This is a genomic window from Arthrobacter sp. TJ-238 (assembly GCF_058269215.1).
Map to the genome: position 1 here is coordinate 88,161 of NZ_JBZCNH010000001.1, position 25,557 is coordinate 113,717.

A 25,557-nucleotide genomic window follows, 5' to 3' on the forward strand; every position below is an offset into this window, starting at 1 on the left:
AGTATCCCAGCCGCCTCCCCCAGTCCATGCGGCCGGTTCCGCCATGTGTGCAAGCGCCCGCAGCCCCACCGATAGACTCTCCACCGTGACTACAACCTTCGATCTCTCAGCATCCTTCAAGGCCTACGACGTCCGTGGCATCGTCGGCGAGACCATCACGGTGGACTCCGTCCGCGCGGTCGGCGCGGCCTTCGTGGACTCCCTGGAGCTCGCGGGCGAAACCATCCTCGTCGGCGGCGACATGCGCCCCTCGTCCCCCGAGTTCTCGAAGGCGTTCGCCGAGGGTGCCACCCGGCGCGGCGCGAACGTGATCTTCCTCGACCTCATCTCTACCGACGAGCTGTACTACGCCAGCGGCACCCTGCACGCCGCCGGCGTGACCTTCACGGCCAGCCACAACCCGGCCCAGTACAACGGCATGAAGATGACGCGCCCAGGCGCCGTCCCCGTCTCCTCGGAGACCGGTCTGAAGGACATCCAGGAACGCGCCGAGCGCTACCTCGCGGACGACGCGATCCCCGCCGCGGAGACCCAGGGCACCACCGGCGTCCGCGACATCCTCGACGAGTACTCGCGGTTCCTGCGCTCCCAGGTGGACCTCTCGGCGTCGCGCCCGCTGAAGATCGTGGTGGACGCCGGCAACGGCATGGCGGGCCTCACCACGCCCGCCGTCCTCGGCGACCGGATCCTCCCCGCCCTGCCGTTCGACATCGTGCCCCTGTACTTCGAGCTCGACGGCTCGTTCCCCAACCACCCGGCCAACCCGCTGGAGCCGGAGAACCTGCTCGACCTGCAGGCCGCCGTCGTGCAGCACGGGGCGGACATCGGGATCGCCTTCGACGGCGATGCCGACCGCTGCTTCATCATCGACGAGCGCGGCGAGCCCGTCTCGCCGAGCGCCATCACGGCTATGGTCGCGCGCCGCGAGATCGCCCGCGCGCAGGCCGCCGGCGAGCCGGAGCCCGTGATCATCCACAACCTCATCACGTCCCGTGCGGTGCCGGAACTGATCCGGCACGACGGCGGCCGCCCGGTCCGCACGCGCGTGGGCCACTCCTTCATCAAGGCCGTCATGGCCGAGGAGGGGGCCGTGTTCGGCGGCGAGCACTCGGCACACTACTACTTCCGCGACTTCTGGAACGCGGACACCGGCATGCTCGCGGCCATGCACGTCCTGGCAGCGCTCGGCGAGCAGGACGGCCCGCTGTCCGAACTGGGCCGTGAGTACGAGCCCTACTTCTCCTCGGGCGAGGTCAACTCGAAGGTGCAGGACCTGCCCGCATCCATCGCCCGTGCACGCCAGGAGTTCGAGCAGGACGGCGTGGTGGTCGACGACCTCGACGGCCTGACCTTCACCCCGGAGCACGGCGACTGGTGGTTCAACCTCCGCCCGTCGAACACCGAGCCGTACCTGCGGCTCAACGCCGAGGCCGTGGATCCGCAGACGCTCGAGGACCTCGTGCAGCGCGTGCTGGCCGTCATCCGCGACTAGGCCGCGCTCGGTCCGCAGGCACGGGAGAGGCCCCTTCCCGGCGGGAAGGGGCCTCTCCCGTGCGGAGGGATCGGGATCCGGCGCGTCAGGCGACGCTGAAGCGCTGCTTCAGTTCCTCGAGCTGTCCCTTCAGCTCCTCGGGCAGCGAGTCGCCGAAGCGGGCGTACCACTGCTCGATGCCCTCGAGCTCCTCGGCCCACTCGACCGCGTCGACGTGCACCGCGGCCTCGACCTCGGCCGGGGTCATGTCGAGCCCGGTCAGGTCCAGGGCGTCCCCGGTGGGGACGAACCCGATGGGCGTCTCGACGGCGTCGGCCGTGCCCTCGAGCCGCTCGATGACCCACTTGAGCACGCGCGAGTTGTCGCCGAAGCCCGGCCAGGCGAAACCGCCGGTCTCGGTGCGCCGGAACCAGTTGACGAGGAAGATCTTCGGCAGCCGGGCCTGGTCCGCCCCGGCGCTGAGGGTGAGCCAGTGGCGGAGGTAGTCGCCGGCGTCGTACCCGATGAACGGCAGCATGGCCATGGGGTCACGGCGCACCCGCCCCACCTGGCCCGCGGCGGCCGCCGTGGTCTCCGAGGACAGCGTGGAGCCCATGAAGATGCCGTTGGCCCAGTTGCGTGACTGCGTGACGAGCGGGACGGTCGTCTTGCGACGGCCGCCGAAGAGGATGGCGGCGAGTTCGACGCCGTCGGGCCGGTGGAACTCCTCGGCGAGCATGTCGATCTGGTCGATCGGCGTGCAGAAGCGGGCGTTCGGGTGTGCGGCCGGATGGCCCGTGTCCCTGCCCATGTCGGGCGTCCAGTCCCGGCCCTGCCAGTCGGTCAGGTGCACGGGCACCTCGTCGGTCATGCCCTCCCACCACACGCCGCCGTCGTCGGTGAGGGCCACGTTGGTGAAGACCGAGTTGCCCTTCGCGATCGCCCGCATGGCGTTCGGGTTGGTCCCCCAGCCGGTGCCCGGGGCGACCCCGAACAGGCCCGTCTCGGGGTTGACGGCCCGGAGTTCGCCCTCCTTGCCGAAGCGCATCCAGGTGATGTCGTCGCCCAGGGTCTCGACCTTCCAGCCGTCGATCGTGGGGTCGAGCAGCGCGAGGTTGGTCTTGCCGCAGGCCGAGGGGAAGGCCGCGGAGAGGTAGTAGGTCTTGCCTACCGGCGAGGTGAGCTTGAGGATCAGCATGTGCTCGGCCAGCCAGCCCTCGTCGCGCGCCATCACGGAGGCGATCCGCAGCGCGTAGCACTTCTTGCCGAGCAGGGCGTTTCCGCCGTAGCCGGAGCCGTAGGACCAGATGGAGCGCTCCTCCGGGAAGTGCACGATCCACTTGTCGTCGTTGCACGGCCACGGCACATCGTCCTGACCCGGTTCCAGCGGGGCTCCGAGGGAGTGGAGCGCGGGGACGAACCCGGCGCCGAGCTCGGTCATCCGGTCCAGGACCGCGGTGCCGGTGGTCGCCATGATCCGCATGGACGTCACCACGTACGCACTGTCCGTGATCTCGACGCCGAACTTGGGGTCCTCCGCGTCGAGGTGGCCCATGACGAAGGGGATGACGTACATCGTGCGCCCGCGCATGGAGCCGGTGAAGAGGCCGGTGAGCTTCGCCTTCATCTCGTCCGGGTCCATCCAGTTGTTCGTGAAGCCGGCCTCGCGTTCGTCCTTCGAGCAGATGAAGGTCTGCTCCTCCACACGGGCCACGTCCTTGGGGTCCGAGAACGCCGCGAAGGAGTTGGGGAACGTCTCGGGATTCAGCCGGACGAAGGTCCCGCTGGCCACGAGCTGCTCCGTGAGGCGCGTGTTCTCCTCCTCCGACCCGTCCACCCATACGACCTCGGCGGGCTGCGTGAGCTCCTGCACCTCCCGCACCCAGGCGAGGAGGGCCGGATGAGTAGTCGGCGCAGCGCCGGAGGCATCCGGCAGCGGGCTGCCGTCAGGATGTGTGGGTGGTGTGCCGACCTCATCAAGCTGACGCGCAGTATGGCCCATTAGTCTTCCCTTCGGTGTGGGTGCTCGGAGTATCGATGCTAGGGGCGGCGTATTTCGGGGATGGGTCCCGAGGACGAAACATCCGAGGGAACCCGAGCGTGATCCGCGTCATGACTGCGATGTCCTGCGCTTACGCAGGGCCGCCGTGTGACGAAGGTCACCTAGACCGGTATAGAGATGCCGGGGTCAGCCCGTTGATTAGGCGTCCTGCGGATTCCACGCTAAAGTTGTCTACGGCCAAACGGCCAGCTTGTAGGACTCAGTCGCCCGTCGATCTGAATGCCTACGGATGCGTGCGTAGCTCAACGGATAGAGCATCTGACTACGGATCAGAAGGTTGGGGGTTCGAATCCCTTCGCGCGCACCACGGTTCGATGTACGACGAGAAAGGCCCCGGCTCCGGCCGGGGCCTTTCTCGTCGGGTTGCTCCCCCGCAGGGCGGGTGGGAGGCTCTGCATATGAGCGAATCCCGGAACATCGACGTCATCGTGATCGGAGCCGGCGCGGTCGGCGAGAACGTGGCAGGGCGAGTGGTGCAGAAGGGCCTCTCCGCGGTCCTCGTCGAGGCCGACCTCGTGGGCGGCGAATGCTCCTACTGGGCGTGCATGCCGTCCAAGGCGCTGCTCCGCCCCGGCACCGTCCTGAACGCCGCCCGGGGTGTCGCCGGCGCTCGCGAGGCGATCACCGGCTCCCTCGACGCGCAGCAGGTCCTGGAACGCCGCACCTCCTTCACCTCCGACTGGGACGACTCCTCGCAGGAGGAGTGGGTCGCCTCCGCCGGCATCACCCTGGAACGCGGCTGGGCCAGGATCACCGGCGAGCGGGAAGTGACCATCAGCCATGACGACGGGTCGGAGGCGCGCTACCTCGCCGGCCACGCCGTCGTCCTGGCCACCGGCTCGACGCCGACCGTCCCGCCCGTCGACGGACTCGCCGACCTCGACTACTGGACCACCCGCGAGGCCACCTCGGCCAAGGAGGTCCCGGCGAGCCTCGCCGTCCTCGGCGGCGGGGTGGCCGGCGTGGAGCTGGCACAGGCGTACTCGCGGCTCGGGGCGGAGGTCACGGTCGTCGCGCGCAGCGGCATCCTCGGCAATTACCCGAAGGAGGCGTCCGACCTCGTGCTCGATGCGCTCCGGGGCGAGGGCATCACCGTCCTGACGGACACCGCGACGACGTCGGTCCGCAAGGAGGACGGCCTGTTCGTGCTCGGGGTCGGCGACGGCGGGACCGTCACCGCGGAGCGGCTGCTCGTCTCCACCGGCCGCCACCCGCACACGGACGGGCTCGGTCTCGAGGAGCTAGGCCTCGACGTGACGAAGATCCGGGCCGACGACACCGGGCGCGTGCCCGATGCCGGGGGCTGGCTCTACGCCGTCGGCGACGCCGGCGGCAGGGTGCAGCTCACCCATCAGGGCAAGTACGAGGCGCGGATGACCGGGGACGCCATCGCCGCCCGGGCGTCCGGCACGCTCGGGGACACGGCGGCGGACTGGAGCCCGTACACCGCCACCGCGGACCGCGGAGCGGTACCGCAGGTGGTGTTCACCGACCCGGAGATCGCGATGGTGGGGCGCACCCTGGACCAGGCGCGGAAGGACGGCGTCAACGCGTCCGAGACCTCGCTGCCCATCGCGGTGGCCGGCTCGTCGCTCCATTCCGACGGCTACACGGGCTGGGCGCAGATGGTGGTGGACGAGGACCGCAAGGTGCTCGTCGGGGTGACGTTCGCCGGCCCGGAGGTGTCCGAGCTGCTGCACGCCGCGACCATCGCCGTCGTCGGTGAGGTACCCCTCGACCGGCTGTGGCATGCCGTCCCCGCCTACCCCACGGTCAGCGAGGTCTGGCTGCGGCTGCTCGAGCAGTACGGGCTGTAGGGAAGATCCCAGGCTGACGCGGTTCGCAGGACCGGCGCCGGTCAGCGCACGGTCGACGCGCGGCGCACCACGAAGTCGGTGACCTCGGCGTCGCGCCCGTCGAGTTCGGCCCACTCGCCGTCGTACGAGAGGACCGTGAGCCCGGCCGTCGGGTAGTCCGTCGCCAGGTCCATGACGGCGTCTTCGCTCGAGCGCACGGATGCGAGACGCATCGCGAGCTCCTGCACGCCGGGGTTGTGCGCGATCACGAGGAGACTCGTGACGGTCGGCGGCACGTGGTTGATGAGTGCGAGCATCTCCGAGGGACGCGCCGCGTAGAGGTCGTCCTCGAGCTTGGGCGTGGGCGCCTTGTCCCCGAGTTCCTTGCAGACCCAGGTGCAGGTCTGCCGGGTCCGGAGGGCCGAGGAGACGAGGATGAAGTCGGGGACGGCGTCGTGCTCCACCATCCAGCGGCCCACCAGTGGCGCGTCCGCGTGCCCCCGGGAGCTGAGGGACCGCTCGTGGTCCGGTACGCCCTCCTGGAACTCGGCCTTCGCATGGCGCAGCAGCAGGAGCTTCTTCCGGTGGTGGTCCATTTCCGCAGTCTATGGCTTCCGGGCGACGGCCGGCGGCGCTAGATCGAGTACTCCGGAGCGGCCCAGACGATCACTTCGGGGTGGTCGTAGAAGCGGTAGCCCTGTCCGCGCACGGTGCGCACGGTATTGGCCAGGCGACCGAGCTTGGAGCGCAGGCGCCGGATGTGGACGTCGATGGTGCGCTCGTTCGGCACCTCGTCGGCGTTCCGCCAGAGCCCGCTGAGCAGTTCCTCGCGGCCCACGGTGCGGGTCGCGTTCTCCACGAGGTAGTTCAGCAGCTCGAACTCCTTGAAGGTCAGGTTGAGCGTCTCGCCGTCGAGGTGCACCTCGCGCCGCGACAGGTCGATCAGCACGCCCGTGGGACGCGCCGGCTGGGCCTGCGGGGCCGCGGACGCGGCGTCGAGGCGGGGGCGGCGGGCGACCGTCGGGTCGCCGAGGGCGGCACGGACGACATCGATGTCGGATCCGGGGGCATCTGCCGGGGCGAGCGCCACGGCCGCGTGGCTCTCCGCCGTCGGGACGAGCGAGCGGACATAGGCGCGGACGTCCTGCGCGAGCTTCGAGAACGTGGTCCCGGCCGCCGCGGCGGTCGCGTCGTCGAGCGCGACGTACAGCACGAAGCCGCGCGCCGTCGTGTCGCCCGAGACCGCCTGCGGGCCGGGGACGCCGTTGGGGGCGACGACGGGTACCGGAGCGCTCAGGTGCTGCACGTCCCCGGGGACCGCCTGGAGGCGCGAGTGCGGGCGCGGCCCCTGCTGCCCCGGCGCCGGAAAGGCCGGGGTGATGGCCTGGCGCCCCTGGGCGCCGTGCGGGGAGCGGAGTGAGATATGGACGTAGCCCGGATTTACTGACATGAAAACCACCTCGTGAAGTGTGCCGTCATCGCGGCTCGAATGCGGGATGAGCCCGGCCGGTATGAAGAGGATTGCCCGCCGTTGGGCTCGAAATGCGTAGGAAGAGGTTGGGTGTAACCGTTACGCGTGCATTCGATGACAGCGCGGCCCGTTCCCGGACAAGATATCCGGGCAGCAGGCGACGGCTGCATATGCGAGTGAGTGGGTGATCACGCAAGGAATTATTGCATGTAACAATCGGCTACGCACAAGTAACAAAGGAACTTTGTCCGGCATGCGAGACGGCGCTACGGCGATCGGGTGGAGCGACGCCCCTCGTGCCGGCCTGCGCTACTGCACGACGCGCTGCTCGCGCTTGCGTCCGGCGCGGGCTGCCAGGAACAGCAGCGACCCGACCACCATGTAGGCGATGGCGCCGAGCCAGACGACGCCGGACTGCTGGGACAGCAGCGCGATGCTGGCGACGATGGCCAGGATCGGCACGATCCGGGGGGCCGAGAAGTGGGCGTGCTCCACCTTGTCCTTCTTCAGGACGAGAACGCTGACATTGGCCGAGATGAACACCAGCAGGAGCAGGAGCACGGTGGTCTCGGCGAGCGTGGCGAGGTCCCCGAAGAGGGTCAGCACGATGGTCAGTCCGGCGACGACGACGATCGAGACCCACGGCGTGCGCCGGTTGGGCAGCACCCGCGCGAAGGCCCGTGGCAGGAGGTCTGCCTCCGCGAGGCCGTAGGCCACGCGGCTGGCCATGACCATGAACAGCAGGGCGCCGTTGGCGATGGCGATCAGGGCGATCAGGCTGAACAGCCACGACGGGACGGCCACGCCGCTGGCATTCACGACGTCGAGCAACGGCCCGGTGGACTGGGCGAGCTCGGTCGGCGGGAGGACGATGACCGCGCCGATGGCGATGAGGAGATAGACGACGGCCGCAGTACCGATCGCGCCGAAGAGCGCCCGGGGGTAGGCCTTGGAGGGGTCCCGCACCTCCTCGGCCATGTTGGCTGCGGCCTCGAAGCCGAGGAACGAGAAGAAGGCGATCACGGACGCCGCGAACGCGCCCTGCAGCGGTGGTACATCGGGGGCGAACTCGAGCAACCGGCCCGGTTCTCCGTTGCCGCTGGTGAGCACGATGGCGGCGAGCACGATCACGAGCACGAGGCCCGTGACCTCGATGATCGAGGCGACGAGGTTGGCGGTCAGTGATTCCCGCACACCACGGAGGTTGATCAGCGTCAACAGGATGATGAAGACCACGGCTGTCGGAGCGGGCGGGACATCGATCAGCGCGGCGAGGTAGTCGCCGGCGAAGGCGTTCGCCAGGGCCGCGGCGGTGGTGATGCCGGATGCCATCATGAGGAACCCGACGAGGAACGACAGGTACGGGATGCCGAAGGCCCGGTCTGCGTACCGCGCGGCACCTCCGGCGTGCGGGTACTTGGTGATGAGTTCCGCGTATGTCCCGGCGGTGAGGAGCGCCACGACCAGCGCGATGAGCAGCGGCAGCCAGATCACACCCCCGACATCGTCCGCCATGGTGCCCACGAGGGTGTAGATACCCGCCCCGAGGGTGTCGCCGACGATGAAGGCGAACAGCAGCGGCGCACCGATGGCCCGCTTCAGTCCGCCCTCGGTGCTCGCTTCGGTGGTGCCGCTGTCCGTGGCCATCGCACCATTGCAGTCCCTCGCACGCGATGGCGCAACCCCTCGCGCCATTCCGGCGCTGTTGTGCCGGCGCGGACGACGCCTGTCCTACCTAGCCGACGACGCCGTAGAGGCGGTCCCCCGCGTCTCCGAGGCCCGGCACGATGTAGGACTTCTCGTTGAGCTTCTCGTCGATGGAGGCCAGCACGATGGTGACGTTACGGTCCTCGAGCTCCTCCTGCAGCGTGGCGAGCCCTTCGGGCGCTGCGAGCAGGCAGATGCACGTGATGTCGGCCGCACCGCGGGCGAAGAGGAACTTGATGGCCTCGCGGAGGGTGCCACCGGTGGCGAGCATGGGATCGAGAACGAACACCTGGCGGCCCGTGAGGTCGTCCGGCAACCGCTCGGCGTAGGTGATGGCCTCGAGGGTCTCCTCGTTGCGTGCCATACCGAGGAAACCGACCTCCGCCGTCGGCACGAGACGCGTCATGCCCTCGAGCATCCCGAGGCCGGCGCGGAGGATGGGCACCACGAGGGGCGTGGGCTTCACGAGCCCGGTGCCCTCCGTCTTCGTGACAGGCGTTTCGATGGACACGGTCTCCACGCGGACGTCGCGCGTGGCCTCGTAGGCCAGCAGGGTGACGAGCTCCTCGGTGAGGAGCCGGAACACCGGCGACGACGTGTCCTTGTCCCGGAGAACCGTGAGTTTGTGGGCTACCAGGGGGTGGTCGACTACCAGTACGCGCATGCCTCAAAAGTACCATTGTGCCCATGACCCCCGCCCTGCCCGCCGTGGACCCCGAGCACCACGCGTGGATGGGCCTGGCCCTGAAGGCCGCCGAGCTGACGCGGACGAGTGCGGACGTCCCGATCGGTGCCGTCGTCGTCGACCCGGACGGCGACGTGGTGGGCCTGGGCTGGAACCAGCGCGAGGAACTCGGCGACCCGACGGCGCACGCCGAGGTGCAGGCCATCCGTGCCGCCGCGGGCCGGCTGGGCGCGTGGCGGCTCGAGGGCTGCACGCTGGTGGTGACGCTGGAGCCGTGCGCCATGTGCGCGGGGGCGTCGGTGCTGGCGCGCATTTCCCGCGTGGTGTTCGGGGCGTGGGACGAGAAGGCCGGGGCTTCGGGGTCGGTGTTCGACGTCCTGCGCGAACCCCGACTCAACCATTGGACCGAGGTATATCCCGGCGTCCGTGAGGACGAGTGCGCGCGGCTGCTCAGGGAGTTCTTCGTCACTCAGCGAGCCCCCCGAACGAATAGTGCGTAGGCTTAGTAAATACGCAGCAGGCCTCACGAAGGAGCAGACGTGGCAGACCAGCAGGACGGTTTGAAGGAAGTACAGGACATCCTCGGCAAGGCCGACATCGCGATCCTCACCACGGTGAGCCTCGACGGGCAGCTCGTGAGCCGGCCGCTCGCCCTGCAGGCGAAGGACTTCGACGGCGATCTCTGGTTCTTCACCGAGGACCCCTCCCCCAAGGCCGACGAGATCCGCGCGAATCCGCAGGTCAATGTCTCGGCGAGCACGGGCAAGGGCTATGTGTCCATCGCCGGCACGGCGACCCTGACCAAGGATCAGGCGAAGATCGACGAGTTGTGGGGCCCCTCGGTGTCCGCGTGGTTCGAGGACGGGCGCGACGATCCCGCCGTCGCCCTCATCCACGTCGACGCCGACATGGCCGAGTACTGGTCCCTGGACGCGCCGCGCGTGGTCTCGGCCGTGAAGATGGTCAAGGGCCTCGTGACGGGCACCAAGCCGGACTCCGGCAAGAACGAGGTCATCGAACTGCCGTAGGTCCGTACCGGACCCGTTTTGGGTCTGGGGCGCTGGAACCGGTAACGTAGTGGCGTTGGTGACGTGTCCGAGCGGCCGAAGGTGCAACACTCGAAATGTTGTTTGGTGTAAAAGCCAACGTGGGTTCAAATCCCACCGTCACCGCCACGGGTAGATCACGGTTTTCCGGGTTCTACGTAACGAATTCCTTCTCGCAGCGTCTTGTGGGGAGGAATTCGTTGTTTAACGAGTGTTTCGTCGAACGCCGGCTAGCTGGAGCGCCGTGCGCTCCTGGTTTAGGCGCGAGAAAGGCCTCCCTGGCGTGGTTCTGGGCACGCTAGGGAGGCCTTTGGCTTGTGGTGTGAACCGCGCTGGGTTTGATGGAGACTCGCGTTATGTGATTCCCACCAGCCGATTGTGGTCGGTCTGGTCAGCATAGAACGCCTGCTCGAACTCCGCAGGCGGAACATCGCCGAGGTAGCCGTGAAGGCGCTGCGTGTTGTGCCAGTGGACCCATCCGAGCGTCGCTAGCTAGAGATCCTCGCCCGTTTTTCAGGGCCCCGGGCGTGCTGGACCACGGACGAGCTCGGTCTTGTAGTAACCGTTCACCGTCTCGGCCAGAGCATTGTCATATGAATCGCCAACAGTCCCGATCGACGGGGTCGCGCCAATCTCAGCAAGGCGTTCGCCGCACCGAATCGACGTGAATTGGCTACCCGCATCGCTGTGGCAGCGCAGGTCCTCGTGATGACGGCCCCGTGACCAGCGGGCCATTTCGATCGCGTCGAGGACCATGCCCGTGCGCACATGAGAGGCGCACCTCCACCCGACGATCATCCGCGAGTACGCGTCGATGATGAAGCAGACGTACGCGACGCCGGCCCAGGTCGGAACGAAGGTCAGGTCAGTCACCCATAGCCGGTTCGGCGCCGTCGCCGTGAATACACGGCGAACGAGGTCCGGGTGTCGTGCCGCGGCGGGATCAGGCCGCGTGGTCTTCACCCTCTTCGAACGGGTCGCGCCTTCGATACCAGCGGCGCGCATCAATCTGCCCGTCTGGTCGCGGCCGATAGCGATACCGGCGCGGCGGGCGGCTTTCCAGAGTTCACGGACACCGCAGACCCGGTAATTGGCCTCCCATAGTGTGACCAGCTCGGGTGTGAGGGCCGCGTCGCTGACGGCACGCGCGGACGGGACGCGGTTCTTCGCGGCGTAGTACGTGCTCGGGGCCACCTGCAGCAGGGTGCAGATGGGCTCGACTCCAAGCGGTCGGCCTTCGACGATGTCGTGTCTGTTCGCGTCGATGAACGCAACTACTTCCGGTGTTGGCGGTCGAGCTCCGCCCCGAAGAAACTCGCGGCCCGCTTCAGGATCTCGTTCGCCCGCCGCAGCTCCCGGACTTCTTGTTCAAGCTCCCGCACCCGCTTGGCCTCGGCGGTACTCACGCCGGCAGCGTGACCTTCATCGACGTCGGCTTGACGGACCCATGACCGTACCGATTCCGTTCCGTACCCGAGCTGCGATGCGATGCGACCCGATGAACCGTCCCGTGCTCGGTCCCGAGCTCTGCCCGCAACGTCCGCACCATCCGGACCGCTGCGGCTTTCTCTTCCGGCGAGTACCGACGTGCTGTCGGCCTCCCAACTCCCTGACTCGATGCCATGACTCTATTCTCGTTTCCAAGGTCAAAAGCCTCCATCAAACCCAGAGCGGTTCAGTTGTACCTGCCCTGCGTGATCAGGGAGTCTTTATCTCGGTGCGAGGGTGGAAGGGAAGGCCTACACGTGCCATCCGTTTCGAAGCGGTATGGGTGTTCCATGACTTTCACTCCGCTGCGAAGCTCGACGGACTACGGCAGGCGGTGGAGGACGGAATTGTGACGCCGCGTATAGCGAATGTCCTGGCTGCCGAGGATGCGCCTGAAGCGCATCGTCGCGTCGAAGCAGGCGGCGTCCGCGGTCGATTGGTGCTGACCTTCTAGATCACCGAGTTAGTAGCGCCCACTCTGGCGGCGTCACCGAACCTCTCGCTGTGACCTTACTCGGTGCGAGGTTTTCGATGCGGTCCGGCTGACTGTGGGTTCTGATCGAGATGGCCGGACAACATCAACCAGCGTGCGGGTAGTCGGTCAACCAGGCGTGGGCTTCCTCGACGGTGGTGAAGTGGCGTGTCGGGTAGGGCGGGTTATGGACATTGGTAAAGTAGCTGGCGATAAGCCGATCGACCGGCGACGGGCCGACCGAAGCCAGGGCGGCGATGTTCATCCCGCGGGCAAAGATCTTCAGAGCACCCCTGCTCAGGGTCACCATCTCATTGAGCATGACCAGCATCGGCGGACATATGTTCGGGCTGAGGGCGTTTGCCCGCTCGACGAGGGAGGACGCCATACGGTCGGTGACCGTCGCCCGGGTGACCCCTTCGATCCACATCACCTCACCGCGCATCTCCGCGGTAAACGCGTTCTCGCCGAGCCCTGTCTCGTGGCACTCCAATCTCGACCGGACCCGTCTCGGTCAGCACGATCTTCACTCGGGTGCCGTTGCGCGTGTTTTCCGCGATCGGCGTCTGCCCGTGCTCATGCCCGAGGTGCTCGGTCGGCTCCACCTCTGGCGCAGCCTCGAGGACGTTCTTCGTGAGCTGGTTCAACAACCTGCCGGGCCTGACCAGGCTCACATCCTGCTCCCTAGCCTGGGCGAGCAGCCGTTCGGCGATCTCCTTCTGATCGATGATTTCTCCCGCCACAGGATCGATCATCGCCTCTGCTGCTTTGGTCATGAAGTCGTTTACGGCCGTCTCCTCTCGGATCAGGCCGGACTCCACACACCATTCTTTCCCAGCCCCAGGCAGCGGTACCCGTGACCCGCTGAGCATCCTAGCCTCGAGCAAACCACCAGAAGTGGGTGTGGTAGGAGTGGCGGCAAGCCTACAGAACGATCGTTCTGTTGATGATCTGCCGCGCAGCGTCGTCGAGGGTGTGATGGTTGGATCGTGCGTAGAGTCGCAGTCTGCGGAAGGCTTCGTCCATTCCGACGGTAGAGGTTTGGGCGATGACGCCTTTGGCCTGCTCAATCAAAATCCTGCTGTTCAATGCGCGCTGCAGTTGCTCGTTGACGATCTGAGATTCGCGGATCGTGCGGTCTTGCAGGAGACTGATGGTCGCTACGGATGCGAGGGCTTGGGCGATCATGGCGTCCTCCTGAACCAGATTCCCGGCCGTGGAACCGAACAATCCCATAGCACCGATGATCCGGTCGTGAATGCGCAGCGGGACGACATGTACGGATACGAAACCCTGTTGAAGGGCTGCCTGACGGAAGGCCGGCCACCGGTTTAGGGTTGTGAGGTCAGGGATAGTCGTAACGATTCCGGAGTGGTAGCTCTCGATGCAGGGGCCTTCACCGGCCTGTAGTTGCAGGATCTCGACGAGTTCGGCTTGTTCGCTGGTTGACGCTACGACCTGCAGGTCACCGGTGGGGCTAGCCAGTAGCAGGCCGACCTGATCTACCTGGAGGAGTTTCACGCACTCCTCGACCAGGGTGTGTAGCAGGTCAAGGACGTCGTAGTCGGCAACGAGCGTGTCGGCAAGCTTGACGAACGCTGCGCTGACTTGTTCGGGTCGTGACCGGGTCACCATGATGCCGCCCTTCTGGGTTGCTTCGTATCGGCGCCCTGGCGGCGGGGATGATGAAGTACGTTCATCAGTCTTCCTCATGACCGGCATGATCGGATACCGGGTCAGGATCATCATCGTCAGGCGGGGTCGACGGTGTGTCAAAGCCTGTGTTCGTGTCCGGAGTGAAAGCGGTGCGCCTGCTGACGACGGCTTGTGCTGCGTCCTTGAGCGGTATTCCGTTGGCGAACGCGTGAGCGCGCAGAAGTAACAGAGCGTCGGCGGCGGACACATCAGCCTGGACGAGGACCATGCCGGTCGCCTGATGTATCTCGCGGCGTTCCAGTGGCTCGCCCTCAGACGAGGGCCCCGATCCAGAATGACGTTGCTGGTCGAGGATCAGGTGCAGGAGGGCCCAGGACGTCTTGGCCGCCAACATCTGAGCGTGGGCAAGCTGGGATGCGCTGAGCGACCCTGGCCGGTAACGGTACAACTCGATGACGCCTACGTCGACCGCTCCCACCGTGAGCGGTAAAGCAACGAGTGCTGCTGCCCCGGTATCGGCAAGACTTGTTTCCAGTGCCGGCCACATCAGGTGAGCTAGATCCGTATCGGGCAGGGTCACGGGGAGTCTGGTGCGGACCGCGTCCCAGCGGGGTCCCTCCCCGACGGTGAACTGCGCTTCGTCAAGGGCAACAGCAGTGTCATCGGTTGCCGTGATGCGGGTCTCGTTACCCGTTCCTACAAAAATTGAGATCGCAGCCCCATCAACCGGAAGCTCGTCCAGATATGCCGCACACAACTCGTCGTCCGGCGAAGGGCTGTCCGGTGAGGGTGCAGCTAGTGGGGTCATCATCGTCTCGGATCGTTGGCTGCGGCCCTACGGCGGGGGCACTGATGCACTAGCAGCCCTTCAACAATCCGCCGACGATTCCTGAATATCACGAGGTACTTGACTCAACCATAGCCCGTACCTCCAAAGAGAACACCTGCCCGCGCTCAGGCCCGCACCGCGCAGAGAAGATCTGTTCGGGCATGGAGGACCCCGCTCATCGCGTCATCGCCCCTCCTGATGGCAGGTAGTGGCGATCTTTCTTACAGGAACGCGTGATGAGGGTCTATTGGATTGACGAGTGGGCTGTTAAGGCGCACTGTTGAACCAGCACCCTAGACCCCGGTGGCATGGCCCGCTTCCTGCCCCCGAGGAGTCTCACGATGGTACCCCTTCCCGACCATGCTTGTGCTGCAGCCCAAGCAGCTTCCCAGCCGGATCTTCGGAACGTGAACTACGGGGCCTCGATGCGGACTACTGGTGGCACTGCGGACAAGTTGCTGGACCTTGTTTTGAACTATGAAGACATTGCGACGTTCAGCACCGGCGTCGTCCTTTTGGGAAGTCAGCACCTCGCGTCGGATACCGGAGCGACGTGTGTTCTAGTTCTCGAGGACATCGAGGGCGGTGCTGTTCTGACGACTAGAAGCCCAACGACCAGTCCGACCATGAACGCTACTGATGCCAACCCTGTAGATCAGACGAATGATGATCATGGGCGCCGGTTGATTCATTTGGTGCAGGAGCCAGCGATCATCGTTATAGCCCTCGACATCGGTGGTGTTGCTCATGCGTCCTTATCGTTTCAAGCATGCGATGGCGCGACGTTTACTGGCGAGAACGAACACGAGGCGCATGTGTTTGCGAGGGCAGCGTCGCAGGCTTTCCAACTCGTATTCCAACGAACCGCCACCCTGGAGAGGCAGATTCACCTTCAGACTGCGCTACAGACACGGACCGTCATTAACCTAGCAGTGGGAATGGTCATGGCGCAGAACAGGTGCACACAGGACCAGGCCATCACGATCCTAAGAAGCGCGTCCAATACGAGGCACCTGAAACTCCACACGGTCGCTGAGCACATCGTCGGTACCTATGATCCAAACCCGCAGAAAGCCCACTTCATGAACTAAGAACAAAATCGATCACCAAACACGCGAATGCATACGAAGCTGCCGCGGCACCTGTAGTTCTGCAGCGCTTACCCCACTTCCCCTACCCCTGCCACTGCTCACTTCCGCTTTGTTAGGAGATTTCCATGGCAATACCACCGCGACCCTCATCAGAGCTCTACACCATCGTCGGGCGCACGAGAGGCTACCTGCTGACGGAGGAGACCGCCCATAACGCCGTCGACAGTCTCGCGGAAGTCGCCGCAGACGTCATCAGTGCCGCCTACGGTGCCGGGGTCAGCCTCCTTGACATCGATGGGCGCTGCTTGAGTATCGGTGCAACCAGCGACGGAGTGCTCGCGGCCGATGATCTGCAGTACGAACTCAGAGAAGGACCCTGCCTCACCGCCTGGTCCACAGGGGCCCCTGTTCACATCACCGACACCCACACTGATCAGCGGTGGCAAGCCTGGACGACGGCAGCAGCCGAATCCGGTATCCGATCCTGCCTGTCCGTTCCCTTGCTAAGAAAAACGGCGGCTCTAGGAGCGATAAAGGTCTACTCCGATAGCCCCGACGCGTTCTCCACTGATGACCAGAAGCTACTAACGAATATCGCCCGTTCCGCCGCTGCCCTCCTGGGGCATGTGCAGGCCACGGACCTGCCGCAACGTATCAGCACCGAACTCAAAGCATCATTGGCTCTGCGAGATACGGTTGGTGTCGCTCGAGGTATCCTCATGGAACGCCACGGGATGAACACGCAGGACGCCATGAAGAAACTATTCGACCTGGCCGGCCACAACGGAACCACGATCGGCGATCAGGCCCGCACCGTTGCATACCCCGAGATCCACATAGGTGGTGCGCTGTGACTGATGAGCTGTCGCCGGAGGACCAGCGGCTCTCAACCCTTTACGCGATCCACGCCGCCAGTCTCACCCTCGAACAGGTGTGGATGCGTTACTTCTCAATCAGTGGGGATGCGGACGACTTCGAGCTCGACGCCTACCTCCACGGACTGATCGTCCTTCCCCCACTGGAGAGGGATTTGGTCTCACATGCCGTCAATGAACTCATCTCCCAGGTACCGCTACCACCGCTCGCCCCCTACAGCGAACCTCTCTGACTACTACCCGCCCGCTTCAGCAGAGTGAGCATCGACGAGTGAGTGACCCTATACATCCCCTGAACTGCTCGTTGGAAGCCCCCAAGGCGCATGGTGCAATCGGTTTCTCCGGTGTTGATGAATTGATCGATGCCCGGATTTCTAATTGCACGAGTGCAGCGAGTGTTCGGAGTTTGTGCTCATCGCTGGTGCTGAAGCAGCGGGGATTTTCGTTGATGATACATAGGGTGCCGATACGCATGTCGGCTGGCCCTTGGATAGGGTGTCCGGCGTAGAACCTGATGAACGGTGGGCCTGTGACGCAGGGGTTGTCCTTGAATCGCGGGTCCTTAAGGGTGTCCGGGATGACCAGGGTCCGGTCGAAGCGGATGGTCTGGTTGCAGAAGGTGTCCTGCCGCGGCATCACGCCTCAAGGGTGCCGATGAACGACTTCGTGACGAGCTCGCCCTTGCTGATGAGCGTGAACGCAGCACCCATGACGTCGAAATAGGCCCGTGCCATGCGCGGCAGTCTCTCCAGGTTTCGCGTCAACGGCATGTCGAGCAGTCCCGACGCGGACAGGGAGGCAAAGCGTTCAACTTCTGCGTCCTTGGTATAGGGCACATGATGCACCGGTAGCGGGCGGTGCTCAGCCAAGCGTTCACCGTCAAGCTCACTGACCATGTATCCACTGGCCAGCGCGACGCTCGCACTGCTGTACGGAGCTCGTATTGCACTACGGGAGCCAGCGCACCGATAGGGATCGTTGAGTTGGTCATTGACGGCGTGCGCGATCAGGTCGCGTTGCAGTTGCGGCAAACTCCAGGATCCCGACAGGTAGCGGAGCACCTCGGCGTTGGTACTCATGCCACCCATCTCGACATACCCGGCATAAAGCCTGCGCACGTCCAAGTTGTGCTGCAGCACCAGATCAACAGCGATTCCCTGCTGCACATCAGCATCACTCACACCAGTCCCCCTTGTGACTCCCCAGCCCGCACCCGCGTGTGTGCAACTAACCTTCGCACCGCGAAGTCGACGTGTCACGAAGATGATGGTGGTGATGACCGAATGGACCCGTATCGCCGTTTAGCTAGGGCTATGTCCGCCGGTAACGGACCGGAAACAACAAGAACGAATCATGAGGGACGCGCAGCGAAGCAGGAGACGGCCTGTTGACTCGGACGGTTTACCCAAGGACGGGCTGATCAGGTTCAGTACGCACCGTACTCTCAGTGTGATCGGTCAGTGACCATCTCATGGCTATACGGTGCGCGGGGACGGGCTGGCAGCCGATCAATGAGTTCATTGACGACGTGGGCAAGGATGTCGGCCTGGTCATCCGGAAGAAGAACGAGTCCCTCCAGGTGGGCGTCGAGATCAAGCTCATCAGCGGTTCCAGCACACTCGAAGTACCGCACCCATACGTTTAGGAAGTCCAGTCCTGCCGATGATATGGCCAGCGCTGTCATCCGACGCTGCTGGTCAGCTGTCCGTCTCCGCTTCACCACTTCCCCCGGGACATGTCCGCGCCCGAGCTAGTAGCAGCCTGCATCGGCGTATCTGGCCAACGACCGAATCGTTCAGGAGAATTGTCTGCTCGATCATTCATCACCGTGCGGGTTTGACCATGAGTTCGCCACTAGTGATGAGATCGTGGGCGACGTCGACGACTCTGGTGTGGCTTCGTTGGCTGGCCAGCGACAGCACCATGAACGCTTCAGCTCCAGTGATCTTGTGCCGTTCCATGAGGATGCCTTTGGCCTGCCCGATAGTGTCTCGTGAATCAAGGGCGTTCTTGAGGTTTCGATTCTTCTCAGCCCCTGCGAACGCCACCGCGGCGTGGGAGGCAACCAGTAGACCAATGTTTTCCGATTCATCGGTGAACGCGTGAGCTTCACGGGAGTACAGGTTCAGGGCGCCGAGGTCGTCGCCTTCAACCCATAGCTGGATTGACAGCATCCCTTGCGCGCCTGCCTCTGTGGCGCGTTTGGCGAAAAGCGGCCACCGCTGCTCGACACTCATATCCGGAACACGGACAGTGCTGTGCTCGTATGCGGCTTGAAGGCACGGGCCCTCCTTAGTTTCCATCTGCAGTGCATCAATGCGCTCAGGCAAGTCACTTGAAGGGGCCTTCGATCCTACATTCTTCCGGCCAAGGACAACGCTGACAGAGCCCTCGTCCGCTCCCGGAATCAGTTCCAGGGCGGCATGAACGAAGCCGGCAAGAACGGCATCAGAATCGGGCGCCTGCTGCAGTGAGCGGGCTAGTTCCGCGAGTTGCGTCGCTAGATCCCGGGCCCGGTCCTGCCCCTCGTGATGGGTAGACGGCATCCCCCTTGCCACACCAGACTCCTCAGTCACAACCTCCGCACCCCATCCTTTGGATCGTCTCAGTCTCCGGGTTTCAGTCTCAGCTCAGCTTGAACGACTGAACCCGTTCCATACTTCCACTCCGTCTCACACTTCGCTGAACAAATCATCAGGAGGGATTGAGTGACCACTGGGGCAAAAACCCTCTTCACTGGAAGAAGCCCTTGGGTCAAGCAGCCGGCACCAAGGGCGGCAGGGGTGCAGGGCCACATCGCCCTGCACCCCTGGTCCACCTCCCGCACCGCCGCAGGACTGCTCTAATGTTGCCTGAGTGCTGGCCGAGTGCTGCTCCTCGGATCGTCGGGCTCAACCCGAACTCTCTATCTCAACGTTCCACGCACAGTCACAGCACGACTACACGGGTGAAACCATCGAACATGTCTACCTTACGAACTAGCCGCCCGACCAGGCTTGGTGGCCAGGCTGGGCGAGCGTCCTGGTGGGCGAGAGGTAGCTAAAGAAGCGAGATTCACATAGGTCTAGGAATCGTTTAGACTCTCTCACGGCTAAACAGATGCCTGACGGAAACTCGTTACGTGAGGTGTCTTCAATGCCTGCCAACCCCTTCGGGTCTATTCGCACCCGTTCTGTGTGGTCCCTCGTCCAGCCAAGCGCCACCAAGACGGTCCAGGACGATCCCGGCTACGGCCAGGACGCCATTCGAACGATACCTGTGGACCTTTCGACCATGTCGACACGTGAGCTACGCGTCCTATCCAACACCCTTTACCGCGACCTGGACACCAAAGCTCCACCCTTTAGGACCTATGCGCATTACCAGGACGTGTCTGAGGAACTTAGGCTCCGCGAGCCCCAGGCAGCCCAGCACATCGGCGTTGGGAGGGCGACGTCGTTCAGGGACAATCCGCTGCGGTCACGCTTTGAGCTCTTCAGTGACGGCGACCTCGTCGGCATCATCTCCTACACGTTACGAGCAGGCCACCTGACCCTGCAGGAAACCCGCGTCACCGAAGACATCCACCAACCCGAACTGGTAGCTGATCTCATCCGCCGCGCACTGTTCAACGCACACCGGCGCCGCCTGGCAGTCCACTCAAACTGTCCTCAAGCCCAACAGTTCTTGCACGACCACCCCCAATTCCGGTCACTCGTCACCAGACACTGATACCAGCAGCGCCACGGACCCCGCGAATGCTTTCCTCATCCCTTAGCCGACTTCAGACCCTCACCGTCACGCGCTAACCGGGGGCACATGCTTCCACGACCATCTCGGGACTCTGTCGGGCCCTTGAGCTGCCGGAAGTGCGCCTGACGGGAGCATTTACTCAGTGGTACTGAGAATCGGCTATGGGTGATGAAAGTCGCAGGGTGGTGAAGGTTTCCCTTCTCGGAGTTCGTGCGTATCTCGTACCTACTGCGCTCACCCCCTCCTTGGAACGAGGACCCTTCGGGGTTCGATCTCGAAGCAGGATCGCCACCGAACTATCTGCAAATGCCCATGCGAGAACTTCGACAACGCCCTTCGAGCATCACTGAGCGAGACCGCATCACCCGATCAAAAACGGTACGAGTACCTGTTAGCCACTGACATCCTCGACTGCCATGCCACCGCCGTGCACCGCCATTTACATGAACACCATCACCAGCAGCCAGGATCATGACTCAGCACCACACCGCTTCAGACCCGGGCAGGCTCCCTTCCAGGTTCGAGTAGGGATGTCGAAAAGCTGAGCATCACAAGACGAAGCGACGGCCTGGCAGCAGCGTCGCAGGCTGTTCCGACAAGCTCGTTGGACGTTTATTACTTGCAAAGCGACCGGACCAGCTGGGAGCATGCCGCTCGAGCCTCCTGACCACCTGTGTACGGCACAAAATCTCCATGCTCCGCTGCTTGTCCCGCATACACCTGGACAGCAGCAACCGGCAGCCCTTCTGCACATACCTACCACCGTCACCAATACGGAGGAGCTCACCTTGAGCGAGCGGTGAATGTGCACGGCTTCCTCTTCCCCGCGGTTGTGAGCAACATGAGTTGGTCCGACTCAGGCGCATGAGGGCTAGTAGGTCCGGTAGCGGCAGTGCTGCTCATCCACCTGCGGGCGAGAGAGCCCGACGGGTGGAGCTCAAAGCCGTCCACCAGCGGGTAGGCCACGTCGATCCACCGGAGAAAGGTCCGTTGTTCGAGACGATTCGGTCATCTTGGGCCAAACGCGTGAGAGGCTTTGGGCGGACACTTCCTTGGTCGGACTAGCGTTGCTGGTGTCTATCACCTGCTGGTAATGGTGCGGTGGCTGGATTCAGCGCGTGTGTTTGGTGAGCTCGCCCTTGAGCTGTACGGACAGATTTCAGCCGAGCACTGCGAGAGCCTGGCGGATGCTGTCGACGGTGATGTCCGTGCCCGCGTCGACGTCCTTCACTTCGCCGTCGATCTGGTACGGGAGTGGCTTGAGCGTCGAGAAGCGGTACTGGGAGTAGCTGGGCTGGTCGCCGAGTCCCTTCGTGGAGGCGCGCAGGGCGGTCAGGAGGATCTTCCATTTGGCCATGTGCGGGAAGGTGATGACCTCGAACTTCCCGTCGGAGGGATGATCGTCGGCCTCGCTGAGGGTGGCGTACTTCGCCATCTGGGAGATGTTCGCGAACACGAGGCTGTCGAATTTCCGGCGCTTACCGTCGCTCTGCCGGATCTCGAAGGGCTTGAACTTGCGGAAGGTCCGGACGACGGAGAACATCTCCTTCATGGCGCCCTTGCTGCCCTTCTCGAGATCGATCGCCATGATCGGGGTCAGACCGAAACCGATGTACGAGTGCGCGTACACCGGCTCCGCGGCGGGCACGGCGTCCGTCCCGGCAATGCTGATCCGGAGCAGGTCGATCCTTCGCACCTGCCCCTCCACGATCGCCTCACCGAGCGGCTTGCGACCCGTGACGCGGCTGTGGTCGTTCGCGTTGCCGGCCGCCAGGACGGCGCAGACGACGTCGTCCGCGCCGCTGGCCATCACACCGTTGACCACCTCGTTGTACCCGCCGTCACCGCTGACCGAGACGACCAGGGCGTTTCCCGATGATGCGGCTTGGCGGGCGAGGTCGATCGCATGACCGGCGTGCTCGGTCGGGGTGAGCCTCATCTCGGTGTCCGGCAGGGCGGGCACCAGTTCATCCCGAAGCTCCGCGGCCAATTTCGGCGCGTCACCGGTGCTGTTCGGATTGAAGATGATCGTGATCGTGTCGAACTTACGGGGCGATAACGTCGAACTGGTGTCCATGATTGCTCTTTCAGTGAGGCGTCGGGTAAGTAGGGCGTCATCCGCAGGTGCGCTGACGCAAATGAAGCGCCGCCCTTGGGGAAATCTCGCAGCAGGCTACCCGCGGTTGAGGAAGTTGGCGATAGCGGATGCCACCGCCCTGGCGGCGCTGTGGTGTGCCGCGTGAGGTGCACCTTGGATGGTGCCTGATTCTCCATGCTGTGCGGTGCGGGCGAGCCTGTCGGACCATGCGGCGCCGGCGACGACGTCGCGTGAACCGCGAAGGACGAGCACGGATTGTTTCACCAGGGGTAACCGCTCCTCGAGCGGGTAGCTCATCGCCAGTTTCAGCTGTGCCAGGTACCAGCGCGGCCCGCACCGCAGGACGTCGAAGGACTGGACCATGCTCAACAGCGGCTTCTCAAGGATCGAGTTCACGCCTAATCGCACGGCCTGCTGGCGGGCAGTACGGTGATCGACGTCCACGGCAGCACCGATAAGGACCAGGTGCGACACCAGATCCGGGCGTCCGAGAGCCAGTTCCGTGGCGCTCTGCACTCCCATGGAGTGGCCGACGACGACGCAGGACGACGCTCCGGCCTCGTCGAGGAGCTTCCCGATCAGATCGGCCGTCGCCTCATTGCTCGATGCGTGCTCCGGTCGTCCCGTCCATCCATATCCGGGAAGATCGATCAGGTGCACATCACCGTACTCGGACAGGACCGCGCCGAGGCGGCGGAAGTACCGGTGCGACATGCCGATCCCATGGATGAGCACGAACACCGGAGTCGGCTGCCCGTCCTTCGAATCGACGCGGTTCACGCCTTCGCCATGGCCGATGAAGTAGGACCGGCATTGCCGGTCCCCCACCGTGATACTCCTCAATGCAAGCACCGGAAGACGCGACTCGAACGCTTCAGTACGGGATATGGAACGGGAAGAGGAAGCGGCCACAAGGTTCTTCGGCAATACCTCACCTTCTGAGGAGTCAGCTGCTTCCGCGCCCACCCGCACGCTGGTGCGCCCGATGATGTCTTTCTCGACAGCATCGAGTACTGCTGCACTAACAGCTTCGGCACCACCACGGTGAGCGGCGTGGGGCTGTCCCTGGATCTCCACGAGGCGCCCGTTCTGGGCGTTGCAGCTGAGCTTCTCGCACCAGTCATGGCCGGAGATGATGTCGCGGGCACCCCGGATGACCAGGACAGGGCAGCTCACCAGGGGCAGCCTGTCATCGAGGCGATAGCCGAGCATGACGGGCAGTTCCTGCAGGTACCAGCGGATCCCGCATTCGGCGTAGGCGGTACCGACCATCAGGTTCGTGACGGGCAGTTCCAACAGGGTGTCTGCGGCAAGCATGAGGGTGTGCTTTACCGGGGAGCGGTGCTCGACGTCGGTGACGGGACCGATCAGCACGAGCTGGGATACGAGGTCGGGTCGGTTGATGGCGAGCTCGGTCACGAACTGGGCGCCCATCGAATGGCCGATCACCACGCATCGGCTGGCCCCCTCGCCGTCGAGGGCCCGGGAGATCACTGCCGCGTAGTCCTGGATGCTCATCTGGCGCTCCGGGGTTGGCGTGCCACCGAAGCCGGGCAGGTCCGGGATCAGGGTGTCGCCATGCTCGATGAGAGAGCGCTGCAGCTTGTCGTAGTAGCGGTGGGACATCCCGATCCCGTGCACCATCACGAACAGCGGTCGGATCTGTCCGGGGTCCGCTGCCCGGCGGGACAGATGCATGCGACAGGAGAGCCGCGCATACGCGTCATCGGCCTCAACCTCGATCTCGATCGTGGTTGTGCTCGCCACCGTCTCGGGAATCGGTGCGGGTGCGGGATTCTGTGTCATGTTCATGGGCTCTTACTATTCGTGGTTATCGGCTCGTGGGGGCAGTCCGTGATGCCGCTTCGTGATGCCGCTTCGTGGTGTCAGTTGGAGGGATGGGCGGGGTTCAGGGACGGCGGTAGCGGTTCACCATCGGGCAGTCGAACGGGTCGCGGGCGGCGAGGCCCACCCGGTTGAGGTAGGACACGACGGCGCCGTACGACGCCGCGACGCCCACCTCGGTGTACGGCACGCGCAGGCGCTCGCAGTGCTCGCGGACGATCACGGCGGCGCGGCGCAGGTGCGGGCGGGGCATGTCAGGGAAGAGGTGGTGCTCGATCTGGAAGTTGAGCCCGCCGAACGCGTTGTTGACGAAGGATCCGCCGCGGATGTTGCGCGAGGTCAGCACCTGCTTCTGGAAGAAGTCGAGCGTGCTGTCCTTCGGCACCACGGGCATGCCCTTGTGGTTGGGCGCGAAGCTCGCCCCCATGTAGATGCCGAAGACGGCCAGCTGAACGCCGAGGAACGCGAACGCCATGCCCACGGGCAGGAACCAGAACAGGACGCCGAGGTACGCACCGAAGCGGGCGCCCAGCAGGGCGAGCTCGACCCATCGACCCTTGATGGTGCGGCGGGCGAAGAGTGTGCTGATGGAGCGGGCATGGAGGTTGATGCCCTCCATGGTGAGCAGCGGGAAGAAGAGGTAGCCCTGGCGGCGCGTGATCCAGGCCTGGACGCCCCTGGCCTTCGCCGCGTCCTCCTCGAGGAACGAGATGGTGTCCACCTCGATGTCCGGGTCCTTGCCGCGGGTGTTGGGGTCGTTGTGGTGGCGCGTGTGCTTGTCCATCCACCACGCGTAGCTGATGCCGACCACCCCGGCGGCGAGGATGCGTCCGGACCAGTCGTTGGCCCCGCGGGTCCTGAAGATCTGGCGGTGGGAGGCCTCGTGGGCGAGGAACGCGACCTGCGTGAGCACGACGCCGAGCACGGCGGCGACGAGGAGCTGGAACCAGGTGTCCCCGAGGAGCGCGAACCCGGTCCACGCCACACCCATCGCGAGGACGAGGATCGCGAACACCGAGACGTAGAACCGGCGACGACGCGTCAGCAGGCCCTCCTTGCGGACCTGCTTCAGCAGCACGGAGTAGGAAGCGACGACGTCGTTCGGCCTGGAGACACGAACAGAGCGCGAGGCCGGCGGCACTGCCTGCCCCAAAGCAGCAACAGGGGCAGCAGCAGGGACAGCAGCAGGGACTGAAACTGGGACGGCAGGGGTGGCGAGATCGCTCATGAGTG

The 25,557-nt window shown here is 64.7% G+C and carries 24 protein-coding genes, 2 tRNA genes and 2 pseudogenes; 12 read left to right on the forward strand and 16 right to left on the reverse strand.

Annotation, left to right across the window (positions count from 1 at the left end; all coding sequences use genetic code 11):
* Positions 1-43 precede the first annotated feature (43 nt).
* Positions 44-1,492, forward strand: a complete 1,449-nt coding sequence (locus AC4D2O_RS00415; RefSeq protein WP_490904476.1) for a phosphomannomutase/phosphoglucomutase — start codon at positions 44-46, stop codon at positions 1,490-1,492.
* A gap of 85 nt (positions 1,493-1,577) precedes the next feature.
* On the opposite strand, the gene AC4D2O_RS00420 is transcribed toward AC4D2O_RS00415, so the two are convergent.
* A complete protein-coding gene (locus AC4D2O_RS00420; RefSeq protein ID WP_490904477.1) occupies positions 1,578-3,473 on the reverse strand; it encodes a phosphoenolpyruvate carboxykinase (GTP) in 1,896 nt (631 codons plus the stop codon).
* A 291-nt stretch (positions 3,474-3,764) separates the two neighbouring features.
* Between AC4D2O_RS00420 and AC4D2O_RS00425 the strand changes: the two genes are divergently transcribed.
* Positions 3,765-3,840, forward strand: a tRNA-Arg gene (locus AC4D2O_RS00425).
* 91 nt (positions 3,841-3,931) lie between these two features.
* Positions 3,932-5,350, forward strand: a complete 1,419-nt coding sequence (locus tag AC4D2O_RS00430; protein WP_490904479.1) for a dihydrolipoyl dehydrogenase family protein — start codon at positions 3,932-3,934, stop codon at positions 5,348-5,350.
* Positions 5,351-5,391: 41 nt separating this feature from the next.
* On the opposite strand, the gene AC4D2O_RS00435 is transcribed toward AC4D2O_RS00430, so the two are convergent.
* The 4 genes from AC4D2O_RS00435 to upp form a co-directional block, all read right to left on the reverse strand.
* Entirely contained in the window at positions 5,392-5,925 is a 534-nt protein-coding gene (locus tag AC4D2O_RS00435) for a SixA phosphatase family protein (RefSeq protein WP_490904481.1), read from the reverse strand.
* Positions 5,926-5,963: 38 nt separating this feature from the next.
* Positions 5,964-6,779, reverse strand: coding sequence for a winged helix-turn-helix domain-containing protein (locus AC4D2O_RS00440; RefSeq protein WP_490904483.1), 816 nt, complete (start codon positions 6,777-6,779; stop codon positions 5,964-5,966).
* A gap of 330 nt (positions 6,780-7,109) precedes the next feature.
* Positions 7,110-8,447, reverse strand: coding sequence for an APC family permease (locus AC4D2O_RS00445; protein WP_490904485.1), 1,338 nt, complete (start codon positions 8,445-8,447; stop codon positions 7,110-7,112).
* A gap of 88 nt (positions 8,448-8,535) precedes the next feature.
* Positions 8,536-9,171, reverse strand: a complete 636-nt coding sequence (gene upp, locus AC4D2O_RS00450; protein WP_490904487.1) for a uracil phosphoribosyltransferase — start codon at positions 9,169-9,171, stop codon at positions 8,536-8,538.
* 23 nt (positions 9,172-9,194) lie between these two features.
* Here upp and tadA point away from each other — a divergent pair, with 23 nt between their 5' ends.
* The 3 genes from tadA (at position 9,195) to AC4D2O_RS00465 (ending at position 10,367) form a co-directional block, all read left to right on the forward strand.
* A complete protein-coding gene (gene tadA / locus AC4D2O_RS00455; protein WP_490904489.1) occupies positions 9,195-9,692 on the forward strand; it encodes a tRNA adenosine(34) deaminase TadA in 498 nt (165 codons plus the stop codon).
* A 39-nt stretch (positions 9,693-9,731) separates the two neighbouring features.
* Positions 9,732-10,220, forward strand: a complete 489-nt coding sequence (locus tag AC4D2O_RS00460; protein WP_490904491.1) for a pyridoxamine 5'-phosphate oxidase family protein — start codon at positions 9,732-9,734, stop codon at positions 10,218-10,220.
* A gap of 57 nt (positions 10,221-10,277) precedes the next feature.
* Positions 10,278-10,367, forward strand: a tRNA-Ser gene (locus AC4D2O_RS00465).
* Positions 10,368-10,592: 225 nt separating this feature from the next.
* On the opposite strand, the pseudogene AC4D2O_RS00470 reads toward AC4D2O_RS00465, so the two are convergent.
* Positions 10,593-11,862: pseudogene (locus tag AC4D2O_RS00470) on the reverse strand (IS3 family transposase).
* On the opposite strand from AC4D2O_RS00470, the gene AC4D2O_RS00475 reads away from it, so the two are divergent.
* Complete coding sequence (locus tag AC4D2O_RS00475; RefSeq protein ID WP_490904493.1) at positions 11,749-12,180, forward strand: zinc-binding dehydrogenase; 432 nt, start codon at positions 11,749-11,751, stop codon at positions 12,178-12,180. The pseudogene AC4D2O_RS00470 and the gene AC4D2O_RS00475 sit on opposite strands and share 114 nt — an antisense overlap.
* Before the next feature lie 124 nt (positions 12,181-12,304).
* On the opposite strand, the gene AC4D2O_RS00480 is transcribed toward AC4D2O_RS00475, so the two are convergent.
* From AC4D2O_RS00480 to AC4D2O_RS00495, 4 genes and pseudogenes are all read right to left on the reverse strand, one after another.
* Positions 12,305-12,643: a DUF7793 family protein gene (locus AC4D2O_RS00480; protein ID WP_490904495.1), complete on the reverse strand. Its 339-nt coding sequence runs from the start codon at positions 12,641-12,643 to the stop codon at positions 12,305-12,307.
* 28 nt (positions 12,644-12,671) lie between these two features.
* Positions 12,672-12,953: pseudogene (locus tag AC4D2O_RS00485) on the reverse strand (transposase); the annotation flags it as partial.
* 169 nt (positions 12,954-13,122) lie between these two features.
* The gene (locus tag AC4D2O_RS00490; protein ID WP_490904497.1) at positions 13,123-13,911 is read right to left on the reverse strand and encodes an ANTAR domain-containing protein; all 789 of its coding nucleotides are present in this window, start codon (positions 13,909-13,911) and stop codon (positions 13,123-13,125) included.
* A complete protein-coding gene (locus AC4D2O_RS00495; RefSeq protein ID WP_490904500.1) occupies positions 13,898-14,665 on the reverse strand; it encodes a GAF domain-containing protein in 768 nt (255 codons plus the stop codon). Before AC4D2O_RS00495 ends, AC4D2O_RS00490 begins: the two co-directional genes overlap by 14 nt.
* A gap of 326 nt (positions 14,666-14,991) precedes the next feature.
* Between AC4D2O_RS00495 and AC4D2O_RS00500 the strand changes: the two genes are divergently transcribed.
* The 3 genes from AC4D2O_RS00500 (at position 14,992) to AC4D2O_RS00510 (ending at position 16,882) form a co-directional block, all read left to right on the forward strand.
* Positions 14,992-15,774 carry an ANTAR domain-containing protein gene (locus tag AC4D2O_RS00500; RefSeq protein WP_490904501.1) on the forward strand — a complete coding sequence of 261 codons (783 nt, stop codon included), beginning with the start codon at positions 14,992-14,994 and terminating at the stop codon, positions 15,772-15,774.
* A 125-nt stretch (positions 15,775-15,899) separates the two neighbouring features.
* Positions 15,900-16,628: a GAF and ANTAR domain-containing protein gene (locus AC4D2O_RS00505; RefSeq protein WP_490904503.1), complete on the forward strand. Its 729-nt coding sequence runs from the start codon at positions 15,900-15,902 to the stop codon at positions 16,626-16,628.
* Positions 16,625-16,882, forward strand: coding sequence for a hypothetical protein (locus tag AC4D2O_RS00510; protein ID WP_490904505.1), 258 nt, complete (start codon positions 16,625-16,627; stop codon positions 16,880-16,882). Before AC4D2O_RS00505 ends, AC4D2O_RS00510 begins: the two co-directional genes overlap by 4 nt.
* 16 nt (positions 16,883-16,898) lie before the next feature.
* On the opposite strand, the gene AC4D2O_RS00515 is transcribed toward AC4D2O_RS00510, so the two are convergent.
* Positions 16,899-17,285 (reverse strand): GAF domain-containing protein, encoded by a 387-nt coding sequence (locus AC4D2O_RS00515; RefSeq protein ID WP_490905158.1) that lies wholly within the window; start codon positions 17,283-17,285, stop codon positions 16,899-16,901.
* Positions 17,285-17,830 (reverse strand): hypothetical protein, encoded by a 546-nt coding sequence (locus tag AC4D2O_RS00520; protein ID WP_490904507.1) that lies wholly within the window; start codon positions 17,828-17,830, stop codon positions 17,285-17,287. The genes AC4D2O_RS00515 and AC4D2O_RS00520 overlap by 1 nt, the downstream gene beginning before the upstream one ends.
* A 290-nt stretch (positions 17,831-18,120) precedes the next feature.
* On the opposite strand from AC4D2O_RS00520, the gene AC4D2O_RS00525 reads away from it, so the two are divergent.
* On the forward strand, positions 18,121-18,294 hold the full coding sequence (locus tag AC4D2O_RS00525) for a hypothetical protein (protein ID WP_490904509.1): 174 nt from the start codon (positions 18,121-18,123) through the stop codon (positions 18,292-18,294).
* Positions 18,295-18,472: 178 nt separating this feature from the next.
* On the opposite strand, the gene AC4D2O_RS00530 is transcribed toward AC4D2O_RS00525, so the two are convergent.
* Entirely contained in the window at positions 18,473-19,207 is a 735-nt protein-coding gene (locus AC4D2O_RS00530; protein ID WP_490904511.1) for an ANTAR domain-containing protein, read from the reverse strand.
* A gap of 577 nt (positions 19,208-19,784) precedes the next feature.
* Here AC4D2O_RS00530 and AC4D2O_RS00535 point away from each other — a divergent pair.
* Entirely contained in the window at positions 19,785-20,360 is a 576-nt protein-coding gene (locus AC4D2O_RS00535; protein ID WP_490904513.1) for a GNAT family N-acetyltransferase, read from the forward strand.
* A 1,180-nt stretch (positions 20,361-21,540) separates the two neighbouring features.
* Here the strand turns inward: AC4D2O_RS00535 and AC4D2O_RS00540 are convergent.
* From AC4D2O_RS00540 to AC4D2O_RS00550, 3 genes are all read right to left on the reverse strand, one after another.
* Positions 21,541-22,458, reverse strand: coding sequence for a diacylglycerol/lipid kinase family protein (locus AC4D2O_RS00540; RefSeq protein WP_490904515.1), 918 nt, complete (start codon positions 22,456-22,458; stop codon positions 21,541-21,543).
* A gap of 96 nt (positions 22,459-22,554) precedes the next feature.
* Positions 22,555-24,291, reverse strand: a complete 1,737-nt coding sequence (locus tag AC4D2O_RS00545; protein ID WP_490904516.1) for an alpha/beta fold hydrolase — start codon at positions 24,289-24,291, stop codon at positions 22,555-22,557.
* 97 nt (positions 24,292-24,388) lie between these two features.
* Positions 24,389-25,552: a fatty acid desaturase family protein gene (locus AC4D2O_RS00550; protein WP_490904518.1), complete on the reverse strand. Its 1,164-nt coding sequence runs from the start codon at positions 25,550-25,552 to the stop codon at positions 24,389-24,391.
* Positions 25,553-25,557: the final 5 nt, after the last annotated feature.

Coding starts and splice junctions, on each gene's coding strand:
- AC4D2O_RS00415 (WP_490904476.1), top strand. CDS start 44: ATGTGTGCAAGCGCCCGCAGCCCCACCGATAGACTCTCCACCGTGACT.
- AC4D2O_RS00420 (WP_490904477.1), bottom strand. CDS start 3,473: ATGGGCCATACTGCGCGTCAGCTTGATGAGGTCGGCACACCACCCACA.
- AC4D2O_RS00430 (WP_490904479.1), top strand. CDS start 3,932: ATGAGCGAATCCCGGAACATCGACGTCATCGTGATCGGAGCCGGCGCG.
- AC4D2O_RS00435 (WP_490904481.1), bottom strand. CDS start 5,925: ATGGACCACCACCGGAAGAAGCTCCTGCTGCTGCGCCATGCGAAGGCC.
- AC4D2O_RS00440 (WP_490904483.1), bottom strand. CDS start 6,779: ATGTCAGTAAATCCGGGCTACGTCCATATCTCACTCCGCTCCCCGCAC.
- AC4D2O_RS00445 (WP_490904485.1), bottom strand. CDS start 8,447: ATGGCCACGGACAGCGGCACCACCGAAGCGAGCACCGAGGGCGGACTG.
- upp (WP_490904487.1), bottom strand. CDS start 9,171: ATGCGCGTACTGGTAGTCGACCACCCCCTGGTAGCCCACAAACTCACG.
- tadA (WP_490904489.1), top strand. CDS start 9,195: ATGACCCCCGCCCTGCCCGCCGTGGACCCCGAGCACCACGCGTGGATG.
- AC4D2O_RS00480 (WP_490904495.1), bottom strand. CDS start 12,643: ATGCGCGGTGAGGTGATGTGGATCGAAGGGGTCACCCGGGCGACGGTC.
- AC4D2O_RS00490 (WP_490904497.1), bottom strand. CDS start 13,911: ATGAGGAAGACTGATGAACGTACTTCATCATCCCCGCCGCCAGGGCGC.
- AC4D2O_RS00495 (WP_490904500.1), bottom strand. CDS start 14,665: ATGATGACCCCACTAGCTGCACCCTCACCGGACAGCCCTTCGCCGGAC.
- AC4D2O_RS00500 (WP_490904501.1), top strand. CDS start 14,992: ATGGCCCGCTTCCTGCCCCCGAGGAGTCTCACGATGGTACCCCTTCCC.
- AC4D2O_RS00505 (WP_490904503.1), top strand. CDS start 15,900: ATGGCAATACCACCGCGACCCTCATCAGAGCTCTACACCATCGTCGGG.
- AC4D2O_RS00515 (WP_490905158.1), bottom strand. CDS start 17,285: ATGCCGCGGCAGGACACCTTCTGCAACCAGACCATCCGCTTCGACCGG.
- AC4D2O_RS00525 (WP_490904509.1), top strand. CDS start 18,121: ATGGCTATACGGTGCGCGGGGACGGGCTGGCAGCCGATCAATGAGTTC.
- AC4D2O_RS00535 (WP_490904513.1), top strand. CDS start 19,785: ATGCCTGCCAACCCCTTCGGGTCTATTCGCACCCGTTCTGTGTGGTCC.
- AC4D2O_RS00540 (WP_490904515.1), bottom strand. CDS start 22,458: ATGGACACCAGTTCGACGTTATCGCCCCGTAAGTTCGACACGATCACG.
- AC4D2O_RS00545 (WP_490904516.1), bottom strand. CDS start 24,291: ATGAACATGACACAGAATCCCGCACCCGCACCGATTCCCGAGACGGTG.
- AC4D2O_RS00550 (WP_490904518.1), bottom strand. CDS start 25,552: ATGAGCGATCTCGCCACCCCTGCCGTCCCAGTTTCAGTCCCTGCTGCT.